The sequence below is a fragment of the Pseudomonas sp. TH07 genome (assembly GCF_016651285.1).
Taxonomy (GTDB): Bacteria; Pseudomonadota; Gammaproteobacteria; order Pseudomonadales; family Pseudomonadaceae; genus Aquipseudomonas.
In genome coordinates, this window is record NZ_JAEKED010000001.1 from 1,520,458 (window position 1) to 1,542,998 (window position 22,541).

Annotated in this window: 17 protein-coding genes; 9 read left to right on the plus strand and 8 right to left on the minus strand. The window is 65.2% G+C overall.

The features are described from left to right. Positions 1-54: 54 nt before the first annotated feature. Positions 55-1,950 carry a threonine--tRNA ligase gene (thrS, locus tag JFU57_RS07235; RefSeq protein ID WP_201128660.1) on the plus strand — a complete coding sequence of 632 codons (1,896 nt, stop codon included), beginning with the start codon at positions 55-57 and terminating at the stop codon, positions 1,948-1,950. Between the two features lie 82 nt (positions 1,951-2,032). On the opposite strand, the gene JFU57_RS07240 is transcribed toward thrS, so the two are convergent. Next, positions 2,033-2,554, minus strand: coding sequence for a DUF3617 domain-containing protein (locus JFU57_RS07240; RefSeq protein WP_020294897.1), 522 nt, complete (start codon positions 2,552-2,554; stop codon positions 2,033-2,035). 131 nt (positions 2,555-2,685) lie between these two features. On the opposite strand from JFU57_RS07240, the gene cls reads away from it, so the two are divergent. Continuing rightward, entirely contained in the window at positions 2,686-4,125 is a 1,440-nt protein-coding gene (gene cls / locus JFU57_RS07245) for a cardiolipin synthase (protein ID WP_078470363.1), read from the plus strand. A gap of 3 nt (positions 4,126-4,128) precedes the next feature. On the opposite strand, the gene cfaB is transcribed toward cls, so the two are convergent. The 5 genes from cfaB to hflK (JFU57_RS07270) form a co-directional block, all read right to left on the minus strand. Next, positions 4,129-5,316: a C17 cyclopropane fatty acid synthase CfaB gene (gene cfaB, locus JFU57_RS07250; RefSeq protein WP_078470362.1), complete on the minus strand. Its 1,188-nt coding sequence runs from the start codon at positions 5,314-5,316 to the stop codon at positions 4,129-4,131. A 218-nt stretch (positions 5,317-5,534) separates the two neighbouring features. Continuing rightward, on the minus strand, positions 5,535-7,439 hold the full coding sequence (locus tag JFU57_RS07255; RefSeq protein ID WP_201128662.1) for a cation-translocating P-type ATPase: 1,905 nt from the start codon (positions 7,437-7,439) through the stop codon (positions 5,535-5,537). Continuing rightward, complete coding sequence (hflK, locus tag JFU57_RS07260; protein ID WP_201128664.1) at positions 7,436-8,497, minus strand: protease modulator HflK; 1,062 nt, start codon at positions 8,495-8,497, stop codon at positions 7,436-7,438. Before hflK (JFU57_RS07260) ends, JFU57_RS07255 begins: the two co-directional genes overlap by 4 nt. Further along, on the minus strand, positions 8,494-9,543 hold the full coding sequence (hflC, locus tag JFU57_RS07265) for an SPFH domain-containing protein (RefSeq protein WP_201128666.1): 1,050 nt from the start codon (positions 9,541-9,543) through the stop codon (positions 8,494-8,496). Before hflC ends, hflK (JFU57_RS07260) begins: the two co-directional genes overlap by 4 nt. Beyond that, positions 9,540-11,504 (minus strand): protease modulator HflK, encoded by a 1,965-nt coding sequence (hflK, locus tag JFU57_RS07270; RefSeq protein ID WP_201128667.1) that lies wholly within the window; start codon positions 11,502-11,504, stop codon positions 9,540-9,542. Before hflK (JFU57_RS07270) ends, hflC begins: the two co-directional genes overlap by 4 nt. Before the next feature lie 252 nt (positions 11,505-11,756). Between hflK (JFU57_RS07270) and JFU57_RS07275 the strand changes: the two genes are divergently transcribed. From JFU57_RS07275 to lpdA, 7 genes are all read left to right on the plus strand, one after another. After that, the gene (locus tag JFU57_RS07275) at positions 11,757-12,380 is read left to right on the plus strand and encodes a CDP-alcohol phosphatidyltransferase family protein (RefSeq protein ID WP_078470357.1); all 624 of its coding nucleotides are present in this window, start codon (positions 11,757-11,759) and stop codon (positions 12,378-12,380) included. 10 nt (positions 12,381-12,390) lie between these two features. Next, on the plus strand, positions 12,391-14,148 hold the full coding sequence (locus JFU57_RS07280; protein ID WP_201128669.1) for a bifunctional alpha/beta hydrolase/class I SAM-dependent methyltransferase: 1,758 nt from the start codon (positions 12,391-12,393) through the stop codon (positions 14,146-14,148). Beyond that, on the plus strand, positions 14,148-15,491 hold the full coding sequence (locus JFU57_RS07285) for a phosphatase PAP2/dual specificity phosphatase family protein (protein WP_201128671.1): 1,344 nt from the start codon (positions 14,148-14,150) through the stop codon (positions 15,489-15,491). The genes JFU57_RS07280 and JFU57_RS07285 overlap by 1 nt, the downstream gene beginning before the upstream one ends. Then, a complete protein-coding gene (locus tag JFU57_RS07290; RefSeq protein WP_078470354.1) occupies positions 15,481-15,936 on the plus strand; it encodes a hypothetical protein in 456 nt (151 codons plus the stop codon). The genes JFU57_RS07285 and JFU57_RS07290 overlap by 11 nt, the downstream gene beginning before the upstream one ends. Before the next feature lie 9 nt (positions 15,937-15,945). After that, on the plus strand, positions 15,946-16,566 hold the full coding sequence (locus JFU57_RS07295; RefSeq protein WP_020294909.1) for a lysophospholipid acyltransferase family protein: 621 nt from the start codon (positions 15,946-15,948) through the stop codon (positions 16,564-16,566). 1 nt (position 16,567) lies between these two features. Continuing rightward, positions 16,568-17,500 (plus strand): phosphatidate cytidylyltransferase, encoded by a 933-nt coding sequence (locus JFU57_RS07300; RefSeq protein ID WP_020294910.1) that lies wholly within the window; start codon positions 16,568-16,570, stop codon positions 17,498-17,500. A gap of 195 nt (positions 17,501-17,695) precedes the next feature. Continuing rightward, positions 17,696-19,096 (plus strand): dihydrolipoyl dehydrogenase, encoded by a 1,401-nt coding sequence (gene lpdA, locus JFU57_RS07305; RefSeq protein ID WP_201128673.1) that lies wholly within the window; start codon positions 17,696-17,698, stop codon positions 19,094-19,096. A 40-nt stretch (positions 19,097-19,136) separates the two neighbouring features. Here lpdA and JFU57_RS07310 read toward each other — a convergent pair whose 3' ends face one another. Together JFU57_RS07310 and JFU57_RS07315 are read right to left on the minus strand one after the other, a co-directional pair. Continuing rightward, complete coding sequence (locus JFU57_RS07310) at positions 19,137-21,266, minus strand: hypothetical protein (protein WP_201128675.1); 2,130 nt, start codon at positions 21,264-21,266, stop codon at positions 19,137-19,139. After that, positions 21,253-22,452, minus strand: coding sequence for a DUF3142 domain-containing protein (locus tag JFU57_RS07315; protein WP_201128678.1), 1,200 nt, complete (start codon positions 22,450-22,452; stop codon positions 21,253-21,255). Before JFU57_RS07315 ends, JFU57_RS07310 begins: the two co-directional genes overlap by 14 nt. Positions 22,453-22,541 lie beyond the last annotated feature (89 nt).

Sequence of the window (22,541 nt, forward strand, 5' to 3'; positions counted from 1 at the left end):
CGCGCCCCCCTGTCTTTTTGCAGTCGTTTTTTACACCTCCAAGGACCGCCACAGATGATCCGCATCACCCTGCCCGATGGCTCGCACCGTGAGTACAACCAGCCGTTGTCCGTGTTCGAGGTGGCTGCCAGCATCGGCGTCGGCCTGGCCAAGGCGGCCGTCGCCGGTCGCGTCGACGGCCGCCTGGTGGACTGCACCCACCTGCTGGAGCAGGACGCCAGCGTGAGCATCGTCACCGGCCGTGATCCCGAGGGCCTTGAGATTCTGCGGCACTCTTGCGCCCATCTGCTGGCGATGGCGGTCAAGCAGTTGTACCCCTCGGCGCAGGTCGGCATCGGCCCGGTGATCGACGACGGCTTCTTCTACGACTTCGCCCATGACCGGCCGTTTACCCCCGACGACCTGGCGCTGATCGAGGCCCGCATGCGCAGCCTTGCCGCCACCAACCACAGCCTGCGTCGCCGCGAGTTATCCCGTGCCAATGCCCTGGCATACTTCAGCGCCCTGGGTGAGTCCTACAAAGTCGAGCTGATCCGCGCCCTCCCCGAGGCCGAAGTGCTCTCGCTGTACCGCCAGGGCGATTTTGAAGACCTGTGCCGCGGGCCCCATGTGCGCTCCACCGGCATCCTCCAGGCCTTCAAGCTGACCAAGGTCGCCGGGGCCTACTGGCGCGGCGACGCAGGCAATGCACCGATGCAGCGGATCTACGGCACCTGCTGGGCGCAGCACAAAGACCTCGACGCCTACCTGTTGCGCGTCGAAGAAGCCGGCAAGCGCGACCACCGCAAGCTCGGGCAGCAGTTGGACCTGTTCCATTTCGACGACTGCGCGCCGGGCTCGGTGTTCTGGCATGCCAAGGGCTGGGCGCTGTTCCAGCAGTTGCTGGGGTACATGCGCGCACGTCAGGAGCGGGCCGGTTACCAGGAGGTCAACACCCCGGACGTGATGGACCGCAGCCTCTGGGAAGTTTCCGGGCACTGGCAGAACTACCGCGACCATATGTTCACCTCGCGCACCGAGGACGATCGGGTGCTGGCCCTCAAACCGATGAATTGCCCGGGGGCGCTGTCGATTTTCGGCCATGGCCTCAAGAGCTACCGCGACCTGCCACTGCGCATCGCCGAGTTCGGCAAGGTGCATCGCTACGAACCCTCCGGCTCGTTGCACGGCCTGCTGCGGGTGCGGCACTTCACCCAGGACGACGCGCATATCTTCTGCACCGTGGCGCAGATGCAGGCCGAATGCGAGGCCACCATCGCCCTGGTGTTCGACATCTATCGCGACTTCGGTTTCGACGATATCCAGGTCAAACTCTCGACCCGGCCGGCCGAGCGCATTGGCAGCGATGAGGTCTGGGACCAGTTGGAAGGCGCACTGTCCGGGGCGCTGGCGAACATGGCGATCGACTATCAGCTCAACCCGGGCGAAGGCGCGTTCTACGGGCCCAAGCTGGAGTTCGTGCTGCGCGACGCCATTGGCCGCGACTGGCAATGCGGCACGCTGCAGGTCGACCTCAACCTGCCGCGGCGTTTCGATATCGGCTACATCGACGAGGGCGGCGAACGTCGGCAGCCGGTGATGTTGCACCGTGCGCTGTTTGGTTCACTGGAGCGTTTTATCGGGATCCTGCTGGAGCACTACGGCGGCGCCCTGCCGTGCTGGCTGGCGCCGCAACAAGCGGTGGTGCTGAACATCAGCGAAGGCCAGGCGCAGTACGCGCAAGCCGTCAGCGACGCCCTGCGCCAGCGCGGACTGCGCGCCAGTGCCGACCTGCGCAACCAGAAGATCAGCTACAAAATCCGCGAACACAGCCAACAGAAAGTGCCCTACCTGCTGGTGGTGGGCGACAAGGAAAAGGACGGCGGCTTCGTCAGCCTGCGCAGCCGCAACGGCGAAGACCTCGGGCGTCTGACCCTGCCCGAGGCCATTGAAAAAATAGCGGCCTTGTAAGCGGGCCGCCGAGGTCGGTCAGGTAGACGTTAATGTTGCGCAGGGCCAGCGCAGCCTCGTGCCTCGGCAGCGGCTAGAGGGCTCAGGCCCGTGGTTTGACTGTGCCGCAGTCCTGCCCCAGCCAGACGGCACGGGTGTCCATGCTGCCCTTTTGCTGGACCCCGGTGGCATTGAAGGTGCCGAGGACATTGGTGGTGAATTCACGATCGCTGAGGAACTTGGCAACGCCGGTGCCCTGGGCTTTCGGGCAGTTGAAGCGGAACTTCCACTGATTGCCGGTCCGGTCGGTGACCTCCTGCTTGCAACCCGATTGCGGGTCTGTCAGCGGGATGCTGTCCGATTGCACCTGGGCCTGGGTCAGGCACACACGGATCCCCTTGCCGCCCATGGTCACGCCCTGTTTCTCCAGCATGGCCCGTTGTTCCGGGGTCATCTGCTGCTGCAACTGGCCAAGGATCAACGACAGGTCCGGCAGGTTCTGATCATCGACCTTCATGTTGCTGCTGGTCAGTTCCCATAGCCCGGGCTGCAGCATCTGCGCCTGAGCGGCCAGCGGAAGTGCAACACCCATCACCATGGCCAAACCCAGTAAACGACGTTTCATCGAGAAGCTCCTAGACAGTAGTGGCCGTTAGACGTCAAAAATCGACTTGCGTTGCATGGCCAATTAAATAGCGACATTCGCCGTGGAACATGGTCTGTTACGCATTGAGTCTTCAGGAGCAAGGCTGCCCCATGGATTATTTCGGTCCGCATATTTTCGGTTATTTGATCGCACTGTTGCATTTCCTCGGATTGATCGCCGCCATCCACGCGGTGCTGACCGTGCGTACGGCCCAAGGCGCGATTGCCTGGGCACTGTCGCTGATGTTCATCCCCTACCTGACCCTGATCCCCTACCTGGTTTTTGGCCGCAGCACCTTCGACGCGTACATCAAGGCGCGACGCCAGGCCAACCTGGAAATGCGCAAAGCCATCAACGAACTGAACTGGCGCCCCTGGATCGAAGAGGCCCTCAGCGCCCGCGCCTCCGCCGCCTATGCGTCGCTGCGGGCGATGCCCAAGCTGGGGCGCATGCCCTGTCTGGCGAGCAATCAGTTGCAGTTGTTGATTAATGGCGACGCCACCTTCGCGGCGATTTTCGATGCCATCAGCCGGGCACGGACGGCGGTGCTAATCCAGTTCTTCATCATCCATGACGACGATTTGGGGCGCCGCCTGCAAAGCCTGCTGCTAAAGAAAGCCGCCGAAGGCGTGGCCATTCACCTGCTGTACGACCGCATCGGCAGCCATTCCCTGCCCCATGCCTATGTGCAGACCCTGCGCGATGCCGGGGTCGAAGTGCACGCCTTCGCCACCCGTAGCGGCTGGCTCAATCGCTTTCAGGTCAACTTCCGTAATCACCGCAAGATTGTCGTGGTCGACGGGCTGCTGGGGTTTGTCGGTGGGCATAACGTGGGGGACGAGTACCTGGGCAAAAAATCGCCCCTGGCACCTTGGCGCGATACCCACGTGCAAGTCAGCGGTCCGGTGGTGGCCTGCCTGCAGGAGTCGTTCGCCGAAGACTGGTACTGGGCCTCGCGGCAATTGCCGCCGCTGATCCTGCCGGACACCTACCCCGATGAAGGGGTGCTGTGCCAGGTCCTGGCCAGCGGCCCGGCCGACCCTTATGAGACCTGCTCGCTGTTCTTTGTCGAGGCGATCCACGCCGCCACCGAGCGGGTGTGGATCACCAGCCCGTACTTCATCCCCGACGAAGCCGTATTCGCCGCGTTGCGCCTGGCGGCCCTGCGCGGAGTCGATGTGCGCATCCTGCTGCCCTCACGGCCCGACCACCGCATCGTCTACGCTGCCTCCAGCCTGTACGCCTTCGAAGCGGTGCGGGCCGGGGTGCGGGTGTTCCGTTATCAGCCGGGGTTCCTGCATCAGAAAGTGGTGCTGGTGGACAACGAGATCAGCGCCATCGGCAGCGCCAACCTGGACAACCGCTCGTTCCGACTCAATTTTGAGGTGATGCTGCTGACCGTCGACCAAGCGTTCGCCGCTGAGGTTGAAAGCATGCTGATCGCCGATTTCGCCCAGGCCCACGAGATCGCCCAGGAAGAAAGCCGGGAAACCCACCGCCTGCAACAACTGGGCATGCGGGTCGCCCGGCTTATCTCACCGATCCTCTAACGCTCAGGGGTAGTAGAGGTCGTCACGGGTCCAGGGCAGTTCATGGCTGCCATCGGCCCGGGCCTTGACCGCAAGGATCTGGTGCAGATTGATCCAGCCCCGGGCGAACGCATAGGCGCAGCCGGCCAGGTACAGGCGCCAGATCCGCAGGGCCTGTTCGGGCACCAGCTTGCCGGCGGCCTCCAGGTTGTCTTCCAGGCGCTCGCTCCAGTGGTCCAGGGTCCGCGCGTAATGCAGGCGCAGGCTTTCGACGTCGACCACTTCCAGGCCGGCCTCGCTGATCTCGGCCGAGATCATCGCCAGGTGCGGCAACTCGCCATTGGGGAATACATAACGTTCGATAAAGTCCCCGGCCCCACGTCCGACCGGACGGCCGTCGGTGTGCTTGGCGGTGATGCCGTGGTTCATCACCAGACCGCCTTCACGCACCGCGCCGAACAGGGTCTTGCAGTACTGGGCCAGGTTGGCGTGGCCGACGTGCTCGAACATGCCGACGCTGACCACCTTGTCGAAGCGCCCGTCCTGGGGCAGATCGCGGTAGTCGAGCAGTTGCAGCTCGACCTGGTCTTCCAGGCCTTCGGCGATCACTCGCTCGCGGGCCAGGGCCAACTGTTCCTTGCTCAGGGTGATGCCGAAAACCTTGACCCCGAATTCCCGCGCCGCATAGCGCGCCAGGCCCCCCCAGCCGCAGCCGACATCCAGCAGATACTCGCCGGGCTGCAGGCGCAGCTTGCGGCACAGATGGCGGAATTTGGCTTGCTGAGCTTGTTCGAGGGTTTCGCTGCCAGTCTCGAAATAGGCGCAGGAATAGGCCATGTCACTGTCGAGCCAGAGCTGGTAGAACGCGTTGGACAGGTCGTAGTGGTAGGAAATGGCGGCGGCATCGGTGGCCTTGTCATGCTCGGCGCGGGCCGGCTGCACAGCGTCGTCCTCGTCCAGCAGGGCCTGGCTCCACTCGTCACACACTCGGATCACGTCGCTGATCGAGCCCTCGAGCTCCAGCTTGCCTTCAACGAAGGCACCCCCCAGCAGGTCCAGGCTGGGGTGGGTGAATTGGGCAACCAATTGCGGGTCCTTGACCACAATAGTGACGCTGGGGGCTGGCCCCAGATTGAACTCGTGGCCATCCCAGAGCCGCAAACGAAGCGGTAGATGCAGATTCTGTAAGGCCGGTGGAAGTTGCGCGAGCATGGAATAACCCCCTGGTTTCAGACGTCTGAAATGAGGGTAGACCATCAGCGAAAATTAGCAGGCTATCGATCTGATAGCCGGTTTCTATAAGACTCGACGCGGCAAACCGCCATCAAGTACCCGAAATTCCCGCCAATGATCACCTGAAAAGCCACGCCCTCTGGACAGAGGACGTCGTGCAGTTCGGCAAAGTTCCAAGCGCCGCAGCCGCCTGCCCCTTAGAGTTTGAGCAGCGGCTCCTGGAAGCGCAGCAAGCGCCCGGCGTTACCCAGCACCAGCAACGTGCTGAGGTTGTGCAGCACTGCCGCAATCATCGCCCCTGCCGCACCGAGCCAGCCGAACGCGGCAAAGGCGACAATGGCCAGGGTCCAGCCCAGGCCGATGATCACATTGACCTGCAAGGTCTGCCGGCATTGCCGGCTCAAGCGCACACAGGTGCCGAGGCGCCGCAGGTCGCTGCCGATCAGCACCACATCCGCCGAAGCCAGGGCGATATCGGCACCGCCCGCGCCCATGGCCACGCCGACCACGCCGGCCTTGAGTGCCAGGGAATCGTTGATCCCGTCCCCCACCACCATCGGCCGGAAGCCGCTGTCGATCTCTTGCAGCACCCGGTTGAGTTTGTCTTCGGGCAAGGCCTGGGCTTGCACATCGCGGATCCCCACCTCCAGCGCCAGGCTGTCGGCCACGCTCTGTCGATCGCCGGTCAGCAGCAACTGGCGGCCCAGGCCCAACTCACGCAGTTCATCGAGGGCCGCGCGCGCTTCGGGTTTGACGCTGTCTGCCAGCAACAGCCAGGCCAGAAACTCCCCATTCAAGGCCAGTCCGGCAATCGGCCCGTCATGGCCCGGCACCGGGGTGGTGCTGATGCCCAACTGCTCGAACAGCTCGGGGCGACCCAGGGCTGCTTCGCCTTCAAGGGTTTGCGCCACCACGCCCAGCCCCTGGCGCTCACGAATATCGCTCAGGGCCTGGAGCTGTTCCTGGCCCACCAACCCGGCCAAGGCGCGGCTTACCGGGTGGCTGCTGGCGGAACCGAGGCTCGCCGCCAGGCTGAGCAATGCGCCGTGGTCTGCCTGCGGGCTGTCGATGGACTGCAAGCGCAGGGTGCCGTAAGTCAGGGTCCCGGTCTTGTCCACCACCAGCGACGTCAAGTCGGCCAACTCCTCGAGGAAAGCCGAGCTGCGGATCAATATGCCGTGGCGCGCCGCCACCGCGATTCCGGCAATGGCCGTGGCCGGGGCCGACAGCACCAGCGCACAAGGGCAGGCCGCGACCAGCACCGCGAGCATGGCCTGCGCGTCGTTGGTGACAAACCAGGTCACCGCCGCCAGCAGCAACACCAGCACCATATAGCTGCCGGCATAACGCTCCAGCAGACGGGTGATGGGCGGCTTGGAACGTTCGGCGCTTTGCATCAGGGCGATGACCTTGCCCAGGGTCGACTCATTGCCGGTGCGGGTGACTTCCAGGCGCAACAAGCCATCGAGATTGATCGCCCCGCCAAATACCAAGGTGCCGACGCTGGCCTCCAGCGGCACCGACTCACCGGTAATCGGCGCGGTGTCCAGGCTCGCCTGCCCGGACAACACCAGGCCATCGGCCGGCACCCGGTCGCCGGCGCGCACCTCCACGATATCGCCGGCCTTGAGGATCGAGTTATCCACTTCGCGCACACTGCCATCGGCCTGCACCAGGCGTGCATGACTGCGGGTCAGGCGCCCCAGGGCATGGATCGCTTCCTGGGAGCCGATGACACTGCGCTCTTCCAGCACATGGCCGAAGATCATGATGATCGGCAGCAGCGCCGCCGTCAGCAGGTCGCCGGTCGCCCAGGCACCGAGCATGGCCAAGGCGATCAGTTGATCGGTGATGCCGTGCAGGCTCGGGTAGCGCAGGCTGTACCAGGCCGAACGCATCACCGGCACCGCTACCAGCAACGAGGCCACACCCAGCAGCAATTGGCTGACACCCTCCTGCTCCGGCGCCAGCCAGCGCCAGGCCAGACCCAGGCCGAGCAAACCCAGGGCCAGCATGGCCAGGGTCAGTTGCCGGGCGGCACTGCGTTGTTCGACGGAAGTCAGCATGCTCGCGGGCGAAGCGGCATGAGTGTGTGCGGTCATTGTTCGGCTCCCTGAATGATCAGGCGGGAATCATCTTTAGGGTTGACCGTGGTCACCGAGGCGGCCTGGCCGAGAATCTTCGGCAGGCGCTCGCGGTAGATCCGCAGCAGCATCTCCGGGTCGGTGCCCTGCTGCTGGGCCACCGCCAGGCTCTGGATGGTCGCGGTGTCGGCCTGGGCCTTGGCCAGCCGTTCGCCGGCTTGGGCGTGGGCCACTTGCAACGCCCGGTCGGCCTGTTCGTTGGCACCCTGGGTGAGTTTTTCGGCGTCGGTGCGGGCATTGGCCACGGCTTTGTCAGCCTGCTGGCTGGCCGTCAGCACCGCGTTGAAGGCGCTGACGGCGGGCCCGGGCAGGCTCGATTGCACATCGACCCGGGTCACTTCGATACCGATGCCCTGACCGGTGGCGGTCAGCTCTGTCAGGCGCTGGTTGATGCCCTGCACCAGATCACCGCGCAATCGCTCGCGGCGTTCGGCGGCCAGGTTGTCGGCACCGATCAGTTCCGGCCGCGCGACCAGGATAGTGTCCAGGTCGCGGGCGGCGGTCAGGGCCACGGCGCTGCGGGTCACCAGCCGGTCGAGGGCCGGCAGCACGTGTTCGCCCTGCAAGACAAAGGCGTAAGGCTCGTTGACCTTGTAGAACACCCGCACATCCAGTTGCACCACCCCGGCATCGCCGGTCAGCAGGTAACCGGACCCGGCCAGGGTATCGCTCAGGGGCGTGGCAAAACTGGCGACCCGGTCGCCTTGCAACGCCGCATCGGAGCGCAGCAGGCTGGTCACCCGACGCTCGATCACCCGATCGGCCGCTGGTAGCAATACCACCTGCTCAAAGGGACGCGGCCAGGCCAGGAGCAGCCCGGCATTTTGAATCCGTTCCAGAGCACCAAAGTGCACAACCACCGCGCGGTTTTGCGGATCGATTTGCCGCACGTTGGAAAACGCCCAGGCCACTGCCGCGAGGATGGTGACGCCGTACAGCGCCAGAAACGCCAGGCGGCCGGCCTGAATCCAGGGGCTGGCCAGTTCATTTGTTCCACGTGGAACCTTATCGCTCATGGCTGCGACCCGGACGCTTTGTTGCCCAAGCTCGGCGGCCCATCCACCAACACCCGGAACGGCGCCGCATCGGTGCGCAAAATCAGCTTGGTTCCGGGGGTGACCACCGTGCCCAAGGTGTCCAGGGAGCGCAGCAGGTTGTACAGCTGGGGCGAACCGGCGTAGGCGCGGCCATAAATCTGCGCCGCTTCAACCCGCGACTGAGCTTCGATATCGGCCGCTTTCACTGTGGCGTCGGCCTGCACCATGCGCGCTTCGCGCTCGGCAGCGGAGCGAATCTGCGCCGCTTCGCGCTTGCCGATGGCGGTGCGTTCGGTGGCGATGGTTTCACGCTCGGCGCGCATGCGATCCACGGTGGCGGTCAGGGTCACCGAGGGCAAGGTCAGGCGTTCGACCCCGACCTGCAACACCCGCACGCCGTAGGTACTGAGCAATTGCTGCTCGATCTGCTTGCGCAACTGCGCCTCGAAGTCGGCGATCTGCACGTTGCTCGCGTCAGTGTTGATCAGGTTGGCCAGATCAAAACTGCTGGCGGTGGTTTCCAGTGCCGAGCCGACAAAGGTGCGAATCTGCCGCGCCGCCTCATCCGGCTGGTTTTGCACCGCGCGCATAAAGCGCTTCACGTTTTCCGGGTCACCTTGCACCTGCCACGCCACATAGGCCTGGACGATGATGCGCAAGCCATCGCGGGTGCCCACATCCTGCAAACCGCTGGAGGTGGTACGCAGCCGCAGGTCGACCGGAATCGCCGCCTCGAACGGTGCCGGCCAGCGCCACCCGAGGCCCGGGTCGAGCAACACCCGGGCCGGGTTGCCGAAGCGGGTGATCACCGTGGCCTCGCCGGAGCGCACTTGCACCAGGCTCGCGGCAGCCAATGCAAACAGCACCAGCAACAGCGCCCAGCCCATGCGCCGCCAAGGGAAGGGCCCCGCCTCTGCCGGCTCGCCATAATGATGGTGGTGGTGCCCGTGATGGTGACCGCCATGACTGTGAGCGTGACCGGGGTGATCGTCGTGATGCTCGTGGGTAGGGGAAGACTGGCTCACTGGGCGGCTCCTGGCTGAGCGGTTTTACGCGGCACCGAAAGCTCGGTCGGTAGAGTGAAAGGACGCAGGTCAATGGTCGGCGCGCTGTCGCCGCCCAGACGGTGATCGAGAATCAGCAACTTGGCGTGCGCCAGGCCCTGGGTCAGTTGGCTCAGGTACTGCTCCAGCACAAACGCCTGGCCGGCGCTGGCATAGGCCTTCTGCTCGGCAGTGAAACGCAGGTCGGCAGCCTGGGCCGCAGCCTGCACTTCATGGGCCGTGGCCTGGGCCTGATCGCGCACCACACTGGCTTGCAAATGAGCCTGGTTGGTCTGCTCACTGGCCGCACCCCGCTCCCGGGAAATCAGCGCCTGGGCGCCGATCTGCGCAGCCTGAACGCCGTGATAGGCATTGGCAGCGCCAGCCGGTGGATGAATGGCTTCGACCACGGTGGCGAGGATTTCCACCCCGCTGTCGAGCTGCGCCAGGTCGGCCTGCACCGCGCGCCCGATATCATCGGCCAGGTTGCCGCGGTCTGCGCCCAGCAGGCCATCGAGGGTCCGCGAAGCAAAGTCATGGACCAGCACCCGGCTGGCCGTGCTGCGGATCAGGCTCGGCACATCGGCGCTGTTATAGGTGGCCGCGAGCGCTGACTTGTCATCGAGGCCGATACGGTAGACAAACCGCACGTCCATGTTGACGATCTGGAAGCTCTGCTTGTCGCCACTGCCACTGGCAATCACCTGGGATTTGTCGTTGATGTGGCTCGCGTCCCACAGCCGATTGGCGACCACGGGCGCCGGGCCTTCCGCCGGCTCGGCCTGGGCCGGTGGCGCGGCCTCGCCGACGCTGGTGGCCAACTCGTGCACCACGCCGTTTTCCACACTCAGCACCCGCCCCAGCGGCCAGGGCAGCCCGGCATGCAGGCCCGGCCCGAACACCGCCACCGGTTTGCCGAAACGCTCATAAATACCGCGATTGTGGAGGGATATTTCATGAATACCGGTCAACAGCCAACCCACGGCGGCCACCACCAACGCCACCGGCAGCAACGCCCGACGCATATAGGTAAAGGCCCAAATCTGCCGCAGGTCGATGCCAAAGCGGTTGTGCAGTTCGTGTTGCAGGGCTCGCAGCGGTTGCGGTGGCCAGCGCAGCATATCGGCGACCACGCTGTGGGCCAGCAGCCGGGGCTCCAAGCGCGCGCGATGGGGGCTGAACAGGGACAACAGCGCCCGCAGCAGCAGTTCAACCGCCACCAACCCGGGCAAGGCGCCCAGCAGCACCGCCAGACGCACCGGCCAGACGGCGGATTCGCCGGCAAACAACAGGCACAGCGCGCCCAGCATCAGGCAGATGATTGCCACCCGCGCCAGCTGTGCCAAGGCCCCGGCCTCCGGCCATTCGGCGGGGTGTTCCTGGGCCAGTTGCCGCTCGAATACCAGCAGGGCGAACGCCAGCAACAAGGCCAGCACCGCACCCACACTGGCGGACACACCGAGGGCCGCGCCTGGCAACTCCAGGTTCCAGAACTGCTTGATGGCCCACAGCGCCAACAAGGCGCCGGCCGCGAGCCACAAGGCCGGCGCGCCGATCTGCGATAACAGCCCGCGACCACGCCGGCCCACGCCTTCGAGCAAACGCTCGTAGGCGGCAGGGGCTGCCGCGTCAGGAGGAGTGGTCTGTTGAACAATCAGGGGCGGTGCGTTTTCCATCCCCTCGGCACGCCAATGCGCCACCCACCAGGCCGATTGCAGGCCGCAGACCAGCACCGTCAGTGCCGCCGCCAGGTTCATCAGCAGCACCGGCCAGATCGACTGCGTTGCAAACAGCACCACAAACAACGCCAGCACCATCGCACTCGCTGCGACTGCGGCCAGGCCACCCCCCCAGCGTTTCAAGCGGCGAGCGTGAAACCCCGCGCGCTGAAACCGTGGCAAGGCCTGGACGCCCTCCCCTTCAGCATCAAGATCGACTTGCATACCACCCCAACAGGTACAGTTGTTCAAACCGGGCCTGTGGATAATTTCCAGGCCACTGAAATCGAAACAATTGGTTACGATATAACAATAGTAGTGAAATTTTTGTCACGCCCTATGCCTTTTCGTCTGTGCGGTGCGTCAAAAAATCACTAGGCAACCCGGGGCCTCAAGGGAAGTACTGATGTCGGCGCCCCGGGATTTATGGCAATAATCCAACCCGGCTTCCCCAGCGTGACAAGGAACTGTCCCACCATGCTCTCGATTTATCAGCTCAAACCGCGCTTTCAGAACCTGCTGCGGCCTCTGGTACAGCGTCTTTACGACAACGGCACCACCGCCAACCAGATCACCGTGCTGGCCGGGCTGGTCTCGGTGCTGGTGGGCGTGGTGATCGCCTGTTTCGCCAGCCACCTGTGGCTGTTCGCCCTGATCCCCCTGTGGATGATCCTGCGCATGGCGTTGAACGCCATCGACGGCATGCTGGCCCGGGAGTTCGGCCAGCAATCGCGCCTCGGCGCCTACCTCAATGAACTGTGCGACATCGTTGCCGATTGCGCGCTGATCCTGCCGTTTGCCGTGATCCCCGGCGTCAGCCTGCTGCTGGTGCTGGCGGTCACGCTGTTGGCGCTGTTCAGCGAATACGCCGGCGTGCTCGGGCCGATGGTCGGCGCCACCCGGCGTTACGACGGGCCAATGGGCAAAAGCGATCGGGCGTTCATCCTCGGCGTCATGGCCACCGGCATTGCCCTGGGCTGGCTCGCCGCCGCCTGGATCAACGGCGTCCTGGCGATCGTCGCCGCACTGCTGCTTTACACCCTTGTGAACCGGGTCCGCCAGGGCCTTAAAGAAGTGCAGAACAACGCTCCCTCAGCATAAGGAAATTGCAATGCGCGATGCTCAACACCAGACGTTCACTACCCACGATGGCGTAGAACTGTTTTACCGGCACTGGCCAGCCACTGCCGCCACACCCGGCGAGCCGCGCCAGGCCGTGCTGTTGTTCCACCGCGGTCACGAACACTCCGGACGCATCGCCCACCTGGTGGACGAACTGGACCTGCCCGGCTTCGACTTCTTCGCCTGGGACGCCCGTGGCCATGGCCAGTCCCCGGGTGCACGGGGCGACAGCCCGAGTTTCGCCACCAGCGCGCGAGACGTGCAGACCTTTTGCGACCACTTGAACGCCACCTACCAGATCGACGAAGAGAACATCGCGGTCGTCGCCCAGAGTGTCGGCGCGGTCATCGTCTCGACCTGGGTCCACGACTACGCGCCACGCATCCGCTCCCTGGTGCTCGCGTCGCCGGCGTTCAAGGTCAAGCTCTACGTACCCTTTGCCCGCAGCGGCCTGGCCCTGATGCGCAAGTTTCGCGGCAACTTCTTCGTCAACAGCTACGTCAAGGCGCGCTTTCTCAGCCATGACCCGGAACGCGTCGCGTCCTATGACAGCGACCCGCTGATCACCAAGGCGATTTCGGTCAACGTCTTGCTCGGCCTGTATGAGGCTGCCGATCGCGTGGTGGCCGACGCCCAGGCAATCCAGGTGCCGACCCAACTGCTGATTTCCGGCGCCGACTTCGTGGTGCACCGCAAACCCCAGGAGCAGTTCTTCGAGCGCCTGGGCAGTCTGCACAAGGAAAAACACATCCTGCCGGGCTTCTTCCACGACACCCTGGGCGAGAAGAACCGCGCCCCTGCGGTCGCCAGCGCACGACGCTTTATCCTGCAGACGTTCGCCCAGCCCCTGGACCGCCCTTCCCTGCTCGATGCCGATCGCCTGGGCGCTACCTGTGCCGAATCCGAATCCCTGGCCGCGCCGCTGCCGCACAACTCGCCCCGTGACATGTACTGGCGCATGACCCGCGCCAGCATGCGCCTGGGCAGCCAGCTGTCGGCCGGGGTCAAGCTGGGCTTCGACACCGGTTTCGATTCCGGCAGCACCCTGGACTACGTGTACCGCAACAAACCCACCGGCACGTCGGCCCTGGGCCGCATGATCGACCAGAACTACCTCAACTCCATCGGCTGGCGCGGCATCCGCCAACGCAAGCTGAACGTCGAGGAGCTGCTGCGCCTGGCCATGGGCAAGCTGCGCGAACAGAACAGCGAAGTGCGCATCGTCGACATCGCCGCCGGTCACGGGCGTTACATTCTCGAAGCCCTGCAAGGGGTCAGCCCGCTGCCGGAATCGATCCTGCTGCGCGACTACAGCGACATCAACGTGCGCGACGGCAGTGCGCTGATCGGCGAGAAAGGCCTGGGCCAGATCGCCCGCTTCGTCAAAGGCGATGCCTTCGACCGTGCCGACCTCGCGGCACTCGACCCGAAACCGACCCTGGCGGTGGTCTCGGGCCTGTACGAGCTGTTCGCCGACAACCAGATGGTCGGCGGTTCGCTGTCCGGCCTGGCCGAGGCCGTGGAACCCGGCGGTTACCTGGTGTACACCGGGCAGCCGTGGCACCCGCAGCTGGAACTGATCGCCCGCGCCCTGACCAGCCACCGCCAGGGCCAGGCCTGGGTCATGCGCCGCCGGACCCAGGCGGAGATGGACCAACTGGTGGAAGCCGCCGGTTTCCGCAAAGTGACCATGCGCGTCGATGAGTGGGGCATTTTCAGCGTGTCCCTGGCCCAACGGGTGCAATGATGACCCACGCCGCAACGCCGGGCCGCGAGCCCGGCTTGCTGAAACCCGCGGTGCTCTGGTTGTTGCTGCTGGCACCGCTGTTTTTCAGCACCTACGGTTTCGCCACCTGGTACACCTCCCAGCGTGACGATGTCGGCAGCCTGGTGTTCGGCTGGGAAAGCCATATGCCGTTCTGGGCCTGGACCATCGTGCCCTACTGGTCCATCGACTTGCTGTACGGCCTGTCCCTGTTGCTGCCCAACAGCCGCGAAGAACTCAAGCGCCACGCCCTGCGCCTGCTGACGGCGCAGTTGATCGCGGTCAGTTGCTTCCTGATCTGGCCGTTGAGCTTCACCTTTGCCCGGCCGGAGCTGGACGGGGTGTTTGGCTGGATGTTCGAGGTCCTGGCCGGGTTCGACAAACCGTTCAACCAGGCACCGTCGCTGCATATCGCCCTGCTGGTGATCCTCTGGGTCTGCTATCAACGGCATAGCCAAGGGATGTGGCGCTGGCTAGTACACGGCTGGTTCGCGCTGATCGGGGTCTCGGTACTCACCACTTATCAACACCACTTTGTCGACTTGCCCACAGGCGCCCTGGCCGGCTGGCTGTGCGTCTGGCTCTGGCCCCTGGACCGACCCAGCCCGCTGCTGCGCCTCAAGCCCGCCCAGGACCCCAAGCGCTGGCAACTGGCCGTGCGCTACGGGATTGGCGCGGCGCTGCTGGGCTACCCCGCCCTGACCCTGGGCGGCACCTGGCTGTGGCTGGTGTGGCCGGCTGTGGCCTTGCTGCTGGTGGCCCTGAACTACGCCCTGATTGGCGCCGAAGGCTTCCAAAAACGCGCGGACGGGCGCTTGACCCCCGCCGCGCGCTGGCTGCTGGCGCCTTACCTGGCGGCGGCCTGGATCAATTCTCGGCTGTGGACGCGCAAGCATCCACAGCCGGACCAGGTTGTGGATAACGTCTGGCTGGGTCGGATTCCGACCCCGGCCGAGCTGCGGGACAGTCCATTCAGCGCGGTGGTCGACCTGTGCGCCGAGCTGTCCCTGGACGCCCGGCACCTGGCCTACCGCTCGATCCCTGTACTCGACCTGACCGCGCCCAGCCCCGAACAGTGCCTGTCCGCCGCACAGGCCATCGAGAGCCTGCGCCAGCACGGACCGCTGCTGGTGTGCTGCGCCCTGGGTTACTCCCGCAGCGCCACCGCCATCGCCGCCTGGCTGCTGCACACCGGGCGCGCGGCCAACGTCGATGCCGCTATCGTGCAGATTCAGCGCGCGCGGCCGCAGATCGTCCTGCACCCGGCGCACCGTCAGGCCCTGGAGCAGTTATCCACAGTCGCGGGTGCGATTTATGGCCACTGACATGCAATTGCACGCGGTGGCCAGCCTGTTGCGCCGCGGGCGCAGCCTGGATCAGTTATCCACAGGGCTGAGCCTGTTCGGTGTCGCCCTGGGGCTCAGCCCCTGGTGGCTGGCAACTTTCAATCCATGGCTGCTGTGTTTCGCGGCGACCCTGTTGGTGGTGGGCCTGCTGGAAAAATACTGGGCGCTGCGCGTGGCCTTCGATGCCGACCTGTTTCAACGGGTCGCCGACGACCCACAGCCACTGGCCGAGCGTACCCAGGCGCTGGACCTGGCCCTCAGCGCGCTGGGCCTGCAACCCGCCGCACGCGCTGGCCGGCCCTGGCCCGAACGTACCCGTGGTGCCCTGGGGCTGTTGCGCCGCCAGGCTCTGCTGCTCGCTGTACAAGTTTTGCTGACATTGGGCTTCATCCTGGCCAGCCCCTGGCTGGCCTTTGCCGGATAAGGAATTCTCATGTTCGAACCCGTGGTCTCCACCCTCATCACCTCTGCCGCGCGCAGCATCACCGGGGCCCGCAGCCTGTGGCTCGGCTGCGCGCCGGAAGCGACCCAGCGCATCTACTTCGCCAACCACAGCAGCCACGGCGATTTCGTGCTGCTCTGGGCCTCGTTGCCGCCGGCCCTGCGCAAATTGACGCGCCCGGTGGCCGGCTCCGACTACTGGCACAAGAGCACCCTGCGCCGCTACATCATCAACCGCGTGTTCAACGGCGTGCTGATCGACCGCGAGCGCAAGGAGCCTGTGGATAACCCCTTGCAGCCCATGCTCGATGCCCTGGAGAACGGTGATTCGCTGATCATCTTCCCCGAAGGCACGCGTAACCTCGAAGACGGCCTGCTGCCGTTCAAGAGCGGGATCTACCACCTGGCAAAAAGTTACCCACAGGCGCAATTGATCCCGGTGTGGATCGCCAACCTGAACCGGGTCATGCCCAAGGGCCGGTTCCTGCCGCTGCCGCTGTTATGCACCACCAGTTTCGGCGCCCCGCTGAACCTTGAAGAAGGTGAAAGCAAAGAGCACTTCCTTGAACGCAGCCGCGAAGCGCTGCTGGCCCTGGCCCCGGAGCATTCCTGACATGGATAAGCAAACCCTGATGTTGTTCGGCGGCATCGGTGCCATTTTGGTGCTGGCCTCGCTGATCGGTTTCATCCTCAAACTGCGCACCCGCGGCACGCCCAACTCGGTGATCGACAACCTCAACGCGCGGATCAACGCCTGGTGGGTGATGGTGGTGGTGATCGGCCTGGCCTTCTGGCTCGGCACCAGCGCGGTGATCCTGCTGTTCTACGCGGTGTCGTTCTACGCCCTGCGTGAATTCCTGACCCTGACCCCGACCCGGCGCAGCGACTACCCGGCGCTGGTGGCGGCGTTCTACCTGGCGCTGCCCCTGCAATACCTGCTGATCTACTCGGACTGGTACGGGCTGTTTTCGATCTTTATCCCAGTCTACGTGTTCCTCCTGCTGCCGATCCTGGCGTCCTTGGGCGGCGACACCACGCACTTCCTGGAGCGCGCCTCCAAGGTCCAGTGGGGCTTGATGATCGCAGTGTTCTGCGTGTCGTTCGTACCGGCCCTGCTGACCCTCGATATTGCCGGCTATGAGGGCCGCAACCTGCTGCTGATCGCCTACCTGGTGATCGTCGTGCAGTTGTCGGACGTGCTGCAGTACGTCTGTGGAAAACTCTTCGGCAAACGCAAGATCGCGCCCAACCTGTCACCGTCCAAGACGGTGGAAGGCTTTGTCGGCGGCATCCTGCTGGCCTCGCTGATCGGCGGCGCGCTGTTCTGGATCACCCCGTTCAATATCTGGCAGTCGTTCCTGATCGCCCTGCTGATCAACCTGCTGGGCTTCGCCGGCGGCATCGTCATGTCGGCCATCAAGCGCGACCGTGGGGTCAAGGACTGGGGGCACATGATCGAAGGCCACGGCGGCATGCTCGATCGCCTGGATTCGGTGTGTTTCGCCGCGCCGATCTTCTTCCACCTGGTGCGCTACTGGTGGACCTGAGGTAACGACGCGCTATCGCTCGGGCGGGGGCATTGACCTCCCCCGAGCAACCTCCCTCCTGCTCTCCCCGCCTTCCTTCCTCGAAACCCGGCCCTTGACCGGTAGGCTTTCGAGGTTTCATATTACGACCGTAATTTTTTATCCGGCCATCCTTCAACGGTCTTCCTTTCCCATCCCTTGTGCAGGAGTAACGCCATGAGTACCTACGACGTCGTGATTCTGGGCGGCGGCCCCGGTGGCTACAACGCGGCCATCCGTGCCGGCCAGCTGGGGCTGAAAGCCGCCTGTGTCGAAGGCCGCGCCACCCTCGGCGGCACCTGCCTGAACGTAGGCTGCATGCCGTCCAAGGCGTTGCTGCATGCCTCGGAACTGTACGACGCGGCCATGGGCCAGGAATTCGTCAACCTGGGCATCGAGGTCAAGCCGACCCTCAACCTGGCGCAGATGATGAAACAGAAGGACGAAAGCGTGGCCGGCCTGACCAAGGGCATCGAGTTTCTGTTTCGCAAGAACAAGGTCGACTGGATCAAGGGCTGGGGCCATATCGACGGGCCGGGCAAGGTCACAGTGACCGACAACCAGGGCGCCAAGACCTCGTTGCAGGCCAAGGACATTGTGATCGCCACCGGCTCCGAGCCGACGCCCTTGCCCGGGGTGGAGATCGACAATAAACGCATCCTCGATTCCACCGGCGCCCTGTCCCTGGGCGAAGTGCCCAAGCACCTGGTGGTGATCGGAGCCGGGGTCATCGGCCTGGAGCTGGGCTCGGTCTGGCGCCGCCTGGGGGCCGAGGTCACCGTGATCGAGTACCTGGACCGGATCTGCCCCGGGGTCGACGGCGAAGCCGGCAAGACCCTGCAGCGCGCCCTGGGCAAACAGGGCATCACCTTCAAGCTCGGGGCCAAGGTCACCAGCGCCACCACCTCGGCCAACGGCGTGCAGTTGAGCGTCGAACCGGCGGCCGGCGGCAGCGCTGAGCTGATCGAGGCCGACTACGTGCTGGTGGCCATCGGGCGCCGGCCTTACACCCAGGGCCTGGGCCTGGAAAACCTCGGCTTGAGCACCGACTCGCGGGGCATGCTGGCCAACGAACGCCACCGTACGGCGGCTGCCGGGGTCTGGGTGATCGGTGACGTGACCTCCGGACCGATGCTCGCCCACAAGGCCGAGGACGAAGCCATGGCCTGCATCGAGCAGATCGTCGGCAAGGCCGCCGAGGTCAATTACGCGCTGATCCCCAACGTCATCTACACCCGGCCGGAACTGGCCAGCGTCGGCAAGACCGAGGAGCAGCTCAAGGCCGAAGGCCGGGCCTACAAGGTCGGCAAGTTCCCGTTCAGCGCCAACAGCCGGGCCAAGATCAACCATGAGACCGAGGGCTTCGCCAAGGTACTGGCCGACGAGCACACCGATCAGATCCTCGGGGTGCACCTGGTGGGCCCCAGCGTCAGTGAAATGATCGGCGAGTACTGCGTGGCCATGGAGTTCTCGGCCTCGGCCGAAGACATCGCCCTCACCTGCCACCCCCACCCCACCCGCTCCGAAGCCCTGCGCCAGGCGGCAATGGATGTGGAAGGTGCGGCAACGCAGTTCTAAGCTGCAAGCCTCAAACGTGTAGCTTGCCGCTGAGGGGGGCTTAGGCTCTCCTGCGCCAGAGCAGGTAGCCGGCGCCCAGCACCAGCAAACCGGCGCCCAGCAGCACACCGGTCTTGTGGGCCCGCAGTGTGGAATACAGCCCGTCCAGCCACTGGGTCAGGTAGCGTTTATTGGCGGTGTCGAAATTCGGCTCTTCGCAGTTCATGCCGAAGTTGCCGGCCCATTCCACATAGGGGCCGTGTTCCACATAGCGCTGGTAGTAGTCGATCTCGACATCGCTGCCCCGGGTCCAGCGCGCCGCCTTGCACAGCACCGCGGCGAAGGCCTGGCTGCTGTGGGGCAGGAAATCGGCGGCAGTGTTGGCCAAGGCTCCCGCCACATAGCGGTAGTGATAACGCACGTCGGGCTCGGCCTGGCTGGCCTGCTGGCGTTCGACTTCCGCCGCACTGACAAAGGGCCCGACCGTGGTCGCGGGGATCTCCAGGCTGTAGTCCCCCCACAGGGTGCGGTAGTCCGGCCCCATCTCATACCCGAGGATCTCCATCCCCGACTTGCGCGCCAATTGCCCGGCCCGGTAGTAGGCTTCGGCACGGCCGGTGGGCAGCCAGGCCGATTCCGCCTGGCGCCGGTAATCGCCATAGGCCTTGGCAGTGGCCTGTAACTCGGGGCTGTCGAAGTAGCCCGGCGCTTCGGCGTAGCGGCCTTCGCGCAACAACCTGCGGCCGAGCAGCTCACGCAGCTGCGCGGCAATCGGCAGGGTCTGGTAGTAGCCCTGTTCCTGCTTCGGCGTCGGCGGTGGCGCCGGGACCTGGGTGTCGACGAACTGCTTGAGTTCATCCACGGTCAGTACGCGCTCGGCCACGGTGGCCGCGTCCTGCCAGTAGATGTCGTCGCTGTGATACAGCTGCTCGAACGCCTGCAGGTAATCGCCACGCTCCAGCGCCAGCACCGCACTTTCACCCTCGACCCGGCAGCCGGGCCTGAGGGTTTCGTAGTTGCCGTCCTCGCCGGTGCGCTCACCCCAGCTTTCGCCCTGGGGGAAGGCCTTGGCCGCCTTGGCATAGGCGCTGGCCGCCGCGGCCTTGTCACCGTCGCGCAGCGCCAGCTTGGCCCGCAGCCACCAGGCCAGGCCGCCATCGCCGGCCCGTTCGAGCAGCAGCTTGGTGGTGGCGTAGTCGCCGATCTGATAATTCAGCGCCGCCAGGCGGTCGGCGTTGTCCAGGCTGCCGCTGGCCGAATGGCTGAGCAGCTTGATCATTTTCTGATCAGACTCCGAGCGCTGAGTGGGTTCGCCAGTCATGCGACTGATCAGGCTCGCCGCCAGCAAACGCGGGACGGCGGGGTGACTGAACAAGGCCTGCAACTGCTCTTCAGGCAGTGCCGCGAGCTCGCCCGCCAGCTCACGCAGGGAGCTGGTGCCGATCGACGAACCCAGGCGACTCTGGCTGGCATACAGCTCGATGGCCTGCTGCCAGTCGCCGGCCATTTTCGCCACGCGGGCTTCTTCGCCCAAACTGGCGATGCCCAGTTCCAACGGGTCGCCAAAGCCGTCGATGCTCAACTGCCGCGCTTGTTGGAACGCCTGCCGGGCCTGCTGCATCAGTGCCTGACGGCCCTGTTCGTCGAGATCGCCAGCCTCCTGGCCCATGGCGTACAACGCCCGCCCCAGGGAATAGGCCGCCCAGGTACTGCGCAGTGCGCGCTGCGGCGCCGGCAAGGCCAGCACCTGGCGGAAATACTCCGCCGCCTGGGCGTTGTCGCCGGCCTTGAAGGCCACGGCCCCGGCCAGGTACAGGTTGATTTCCAGCGGCAGGCTGGCGCCCTGTTGCTGCGCCTGATGCGGGTCCTGCAGTTGGCGCAACTGGGCCACCAGCGTGCGCTGGGCGTCAGTCAGGCCGTCCTGCTCGGCTTTGTCCCGCTGCTCCTGGTACGGCTGCTCGCCACCGTCGTAATAGGGCGACAACGAAGCCTCGGTCGCCGGCTTGAGCCCGGCAATCACCTGCCCCAGGCGGCTGACCTCGAACTGAAAGCTGCCCTCGGGCAACACGGCCAGGGTCTGCGCCCGGTCACCCAGCAGGCGCGCCGGAAAGAACGGCCCGCAGGCCAACGTCGAGGTCAGCGGCAGGCACAGGCTCAGGCACAACAGGTGACGGGGTTTAGGGACGAACATGGGACGCTCCTTGATCAATTCTTGAACAACGCGCCCAGCCCAGGGCTCGCGCGCTTCCTGCCTGCAAACGGCCTTCACTGCGCCGGGTGAACAGCAACTGCCCGGGGCGCTGTTGCACCGCGTAACCGGCCAGGGCGTCGCTGGCCTGGCAGCCTTCCACCGCCAGGCTGACCTGCTCGGGCAAGGGGCTGTCGAGATTGCCCATGTTGCCCAGGCGAATATCAAACAGACCGTCTTTTTCGCTGAATGTCAGCTGCCACCGGCTGATCAGTTCATCACCACGGGCCACAGCGCCCAGGGTTTCGATACTCCAGGCCCGCCGATCGCCCTGGAGCGGCAGGCGAAACCAGATCAGCCCCGTCAGATGGGGCGGCCGATCCCCGCGCAATTCACGAGCCAGCTGGGCCAGTTGCATCGGGTCGGCCATCAGCTCGCGGCGCTGGCCAACGCCTGGCACCGGCACTTCGCTTTCAATCACCGGCGCCCCGCCATCACTGGGCAGCAGGGCCACGCCGTAGGCCGGCAAGGCCAGGTAGAACGGTTTGTCGCTGACCTTGGCCCAGCGCTCGGCCCATTGCCGGGCCTGCTGTGGATCGAACAGGCCGTGCCGCGGATCGCTGACGGCATGCACCTGCAACACGCTGGCGTCGACCGTGGCCAGCAGCGCCGGCAACTCGCGACTGCCCAGCCACGACGGCAAGGCGGTGATGCTGAGCTTGAGGGAGGCCGGCAATACGCCGCGCAATTGAGTGAGGAACCCGGCATAGGCCGGCAGCCGCGCACTGCCGGCGTCGTGGTCGATCTCCACCCCGACCGGGGTCAAGCCCTGGGCCTGCCAGTCGGCGAGCAATTGCAGGATCTGCGCGCTGACCTCGGCCTGATCCAGGCTCTTGAGCTGGCCATCGAGGCGAATCACCGCAATCAGCGGGCGCCCGTCTGCCTTGAGCAGCGGTGCATCGATGCGTGCGCGGCTCCAGCCGGCACCGGGGAAGGCCTGCAGCGCCAGCACGCGCAAGGTGGAGAAGTCGGCGCGGGTCCGGGCCAGTGCATCGCCATGGGCCGGGGTCCATTGCCGTTGCCAGATATAGAGCTGCTGGTCGAGCGCGGTCGTGTCCCTGGGCTCGCAGCCGCCGAGCAACAGGGCGAACAGCAACACACAAAGGCGGACGCAGACGGAAGCGGACATGAATCGCGGGTATCCCTTGACGCAAAAAGGGCCGGTTCAAGGCCCTGTTTTCAGATCCGCCAGCCTACGCAGGCCCAGGCTTGGGAGCA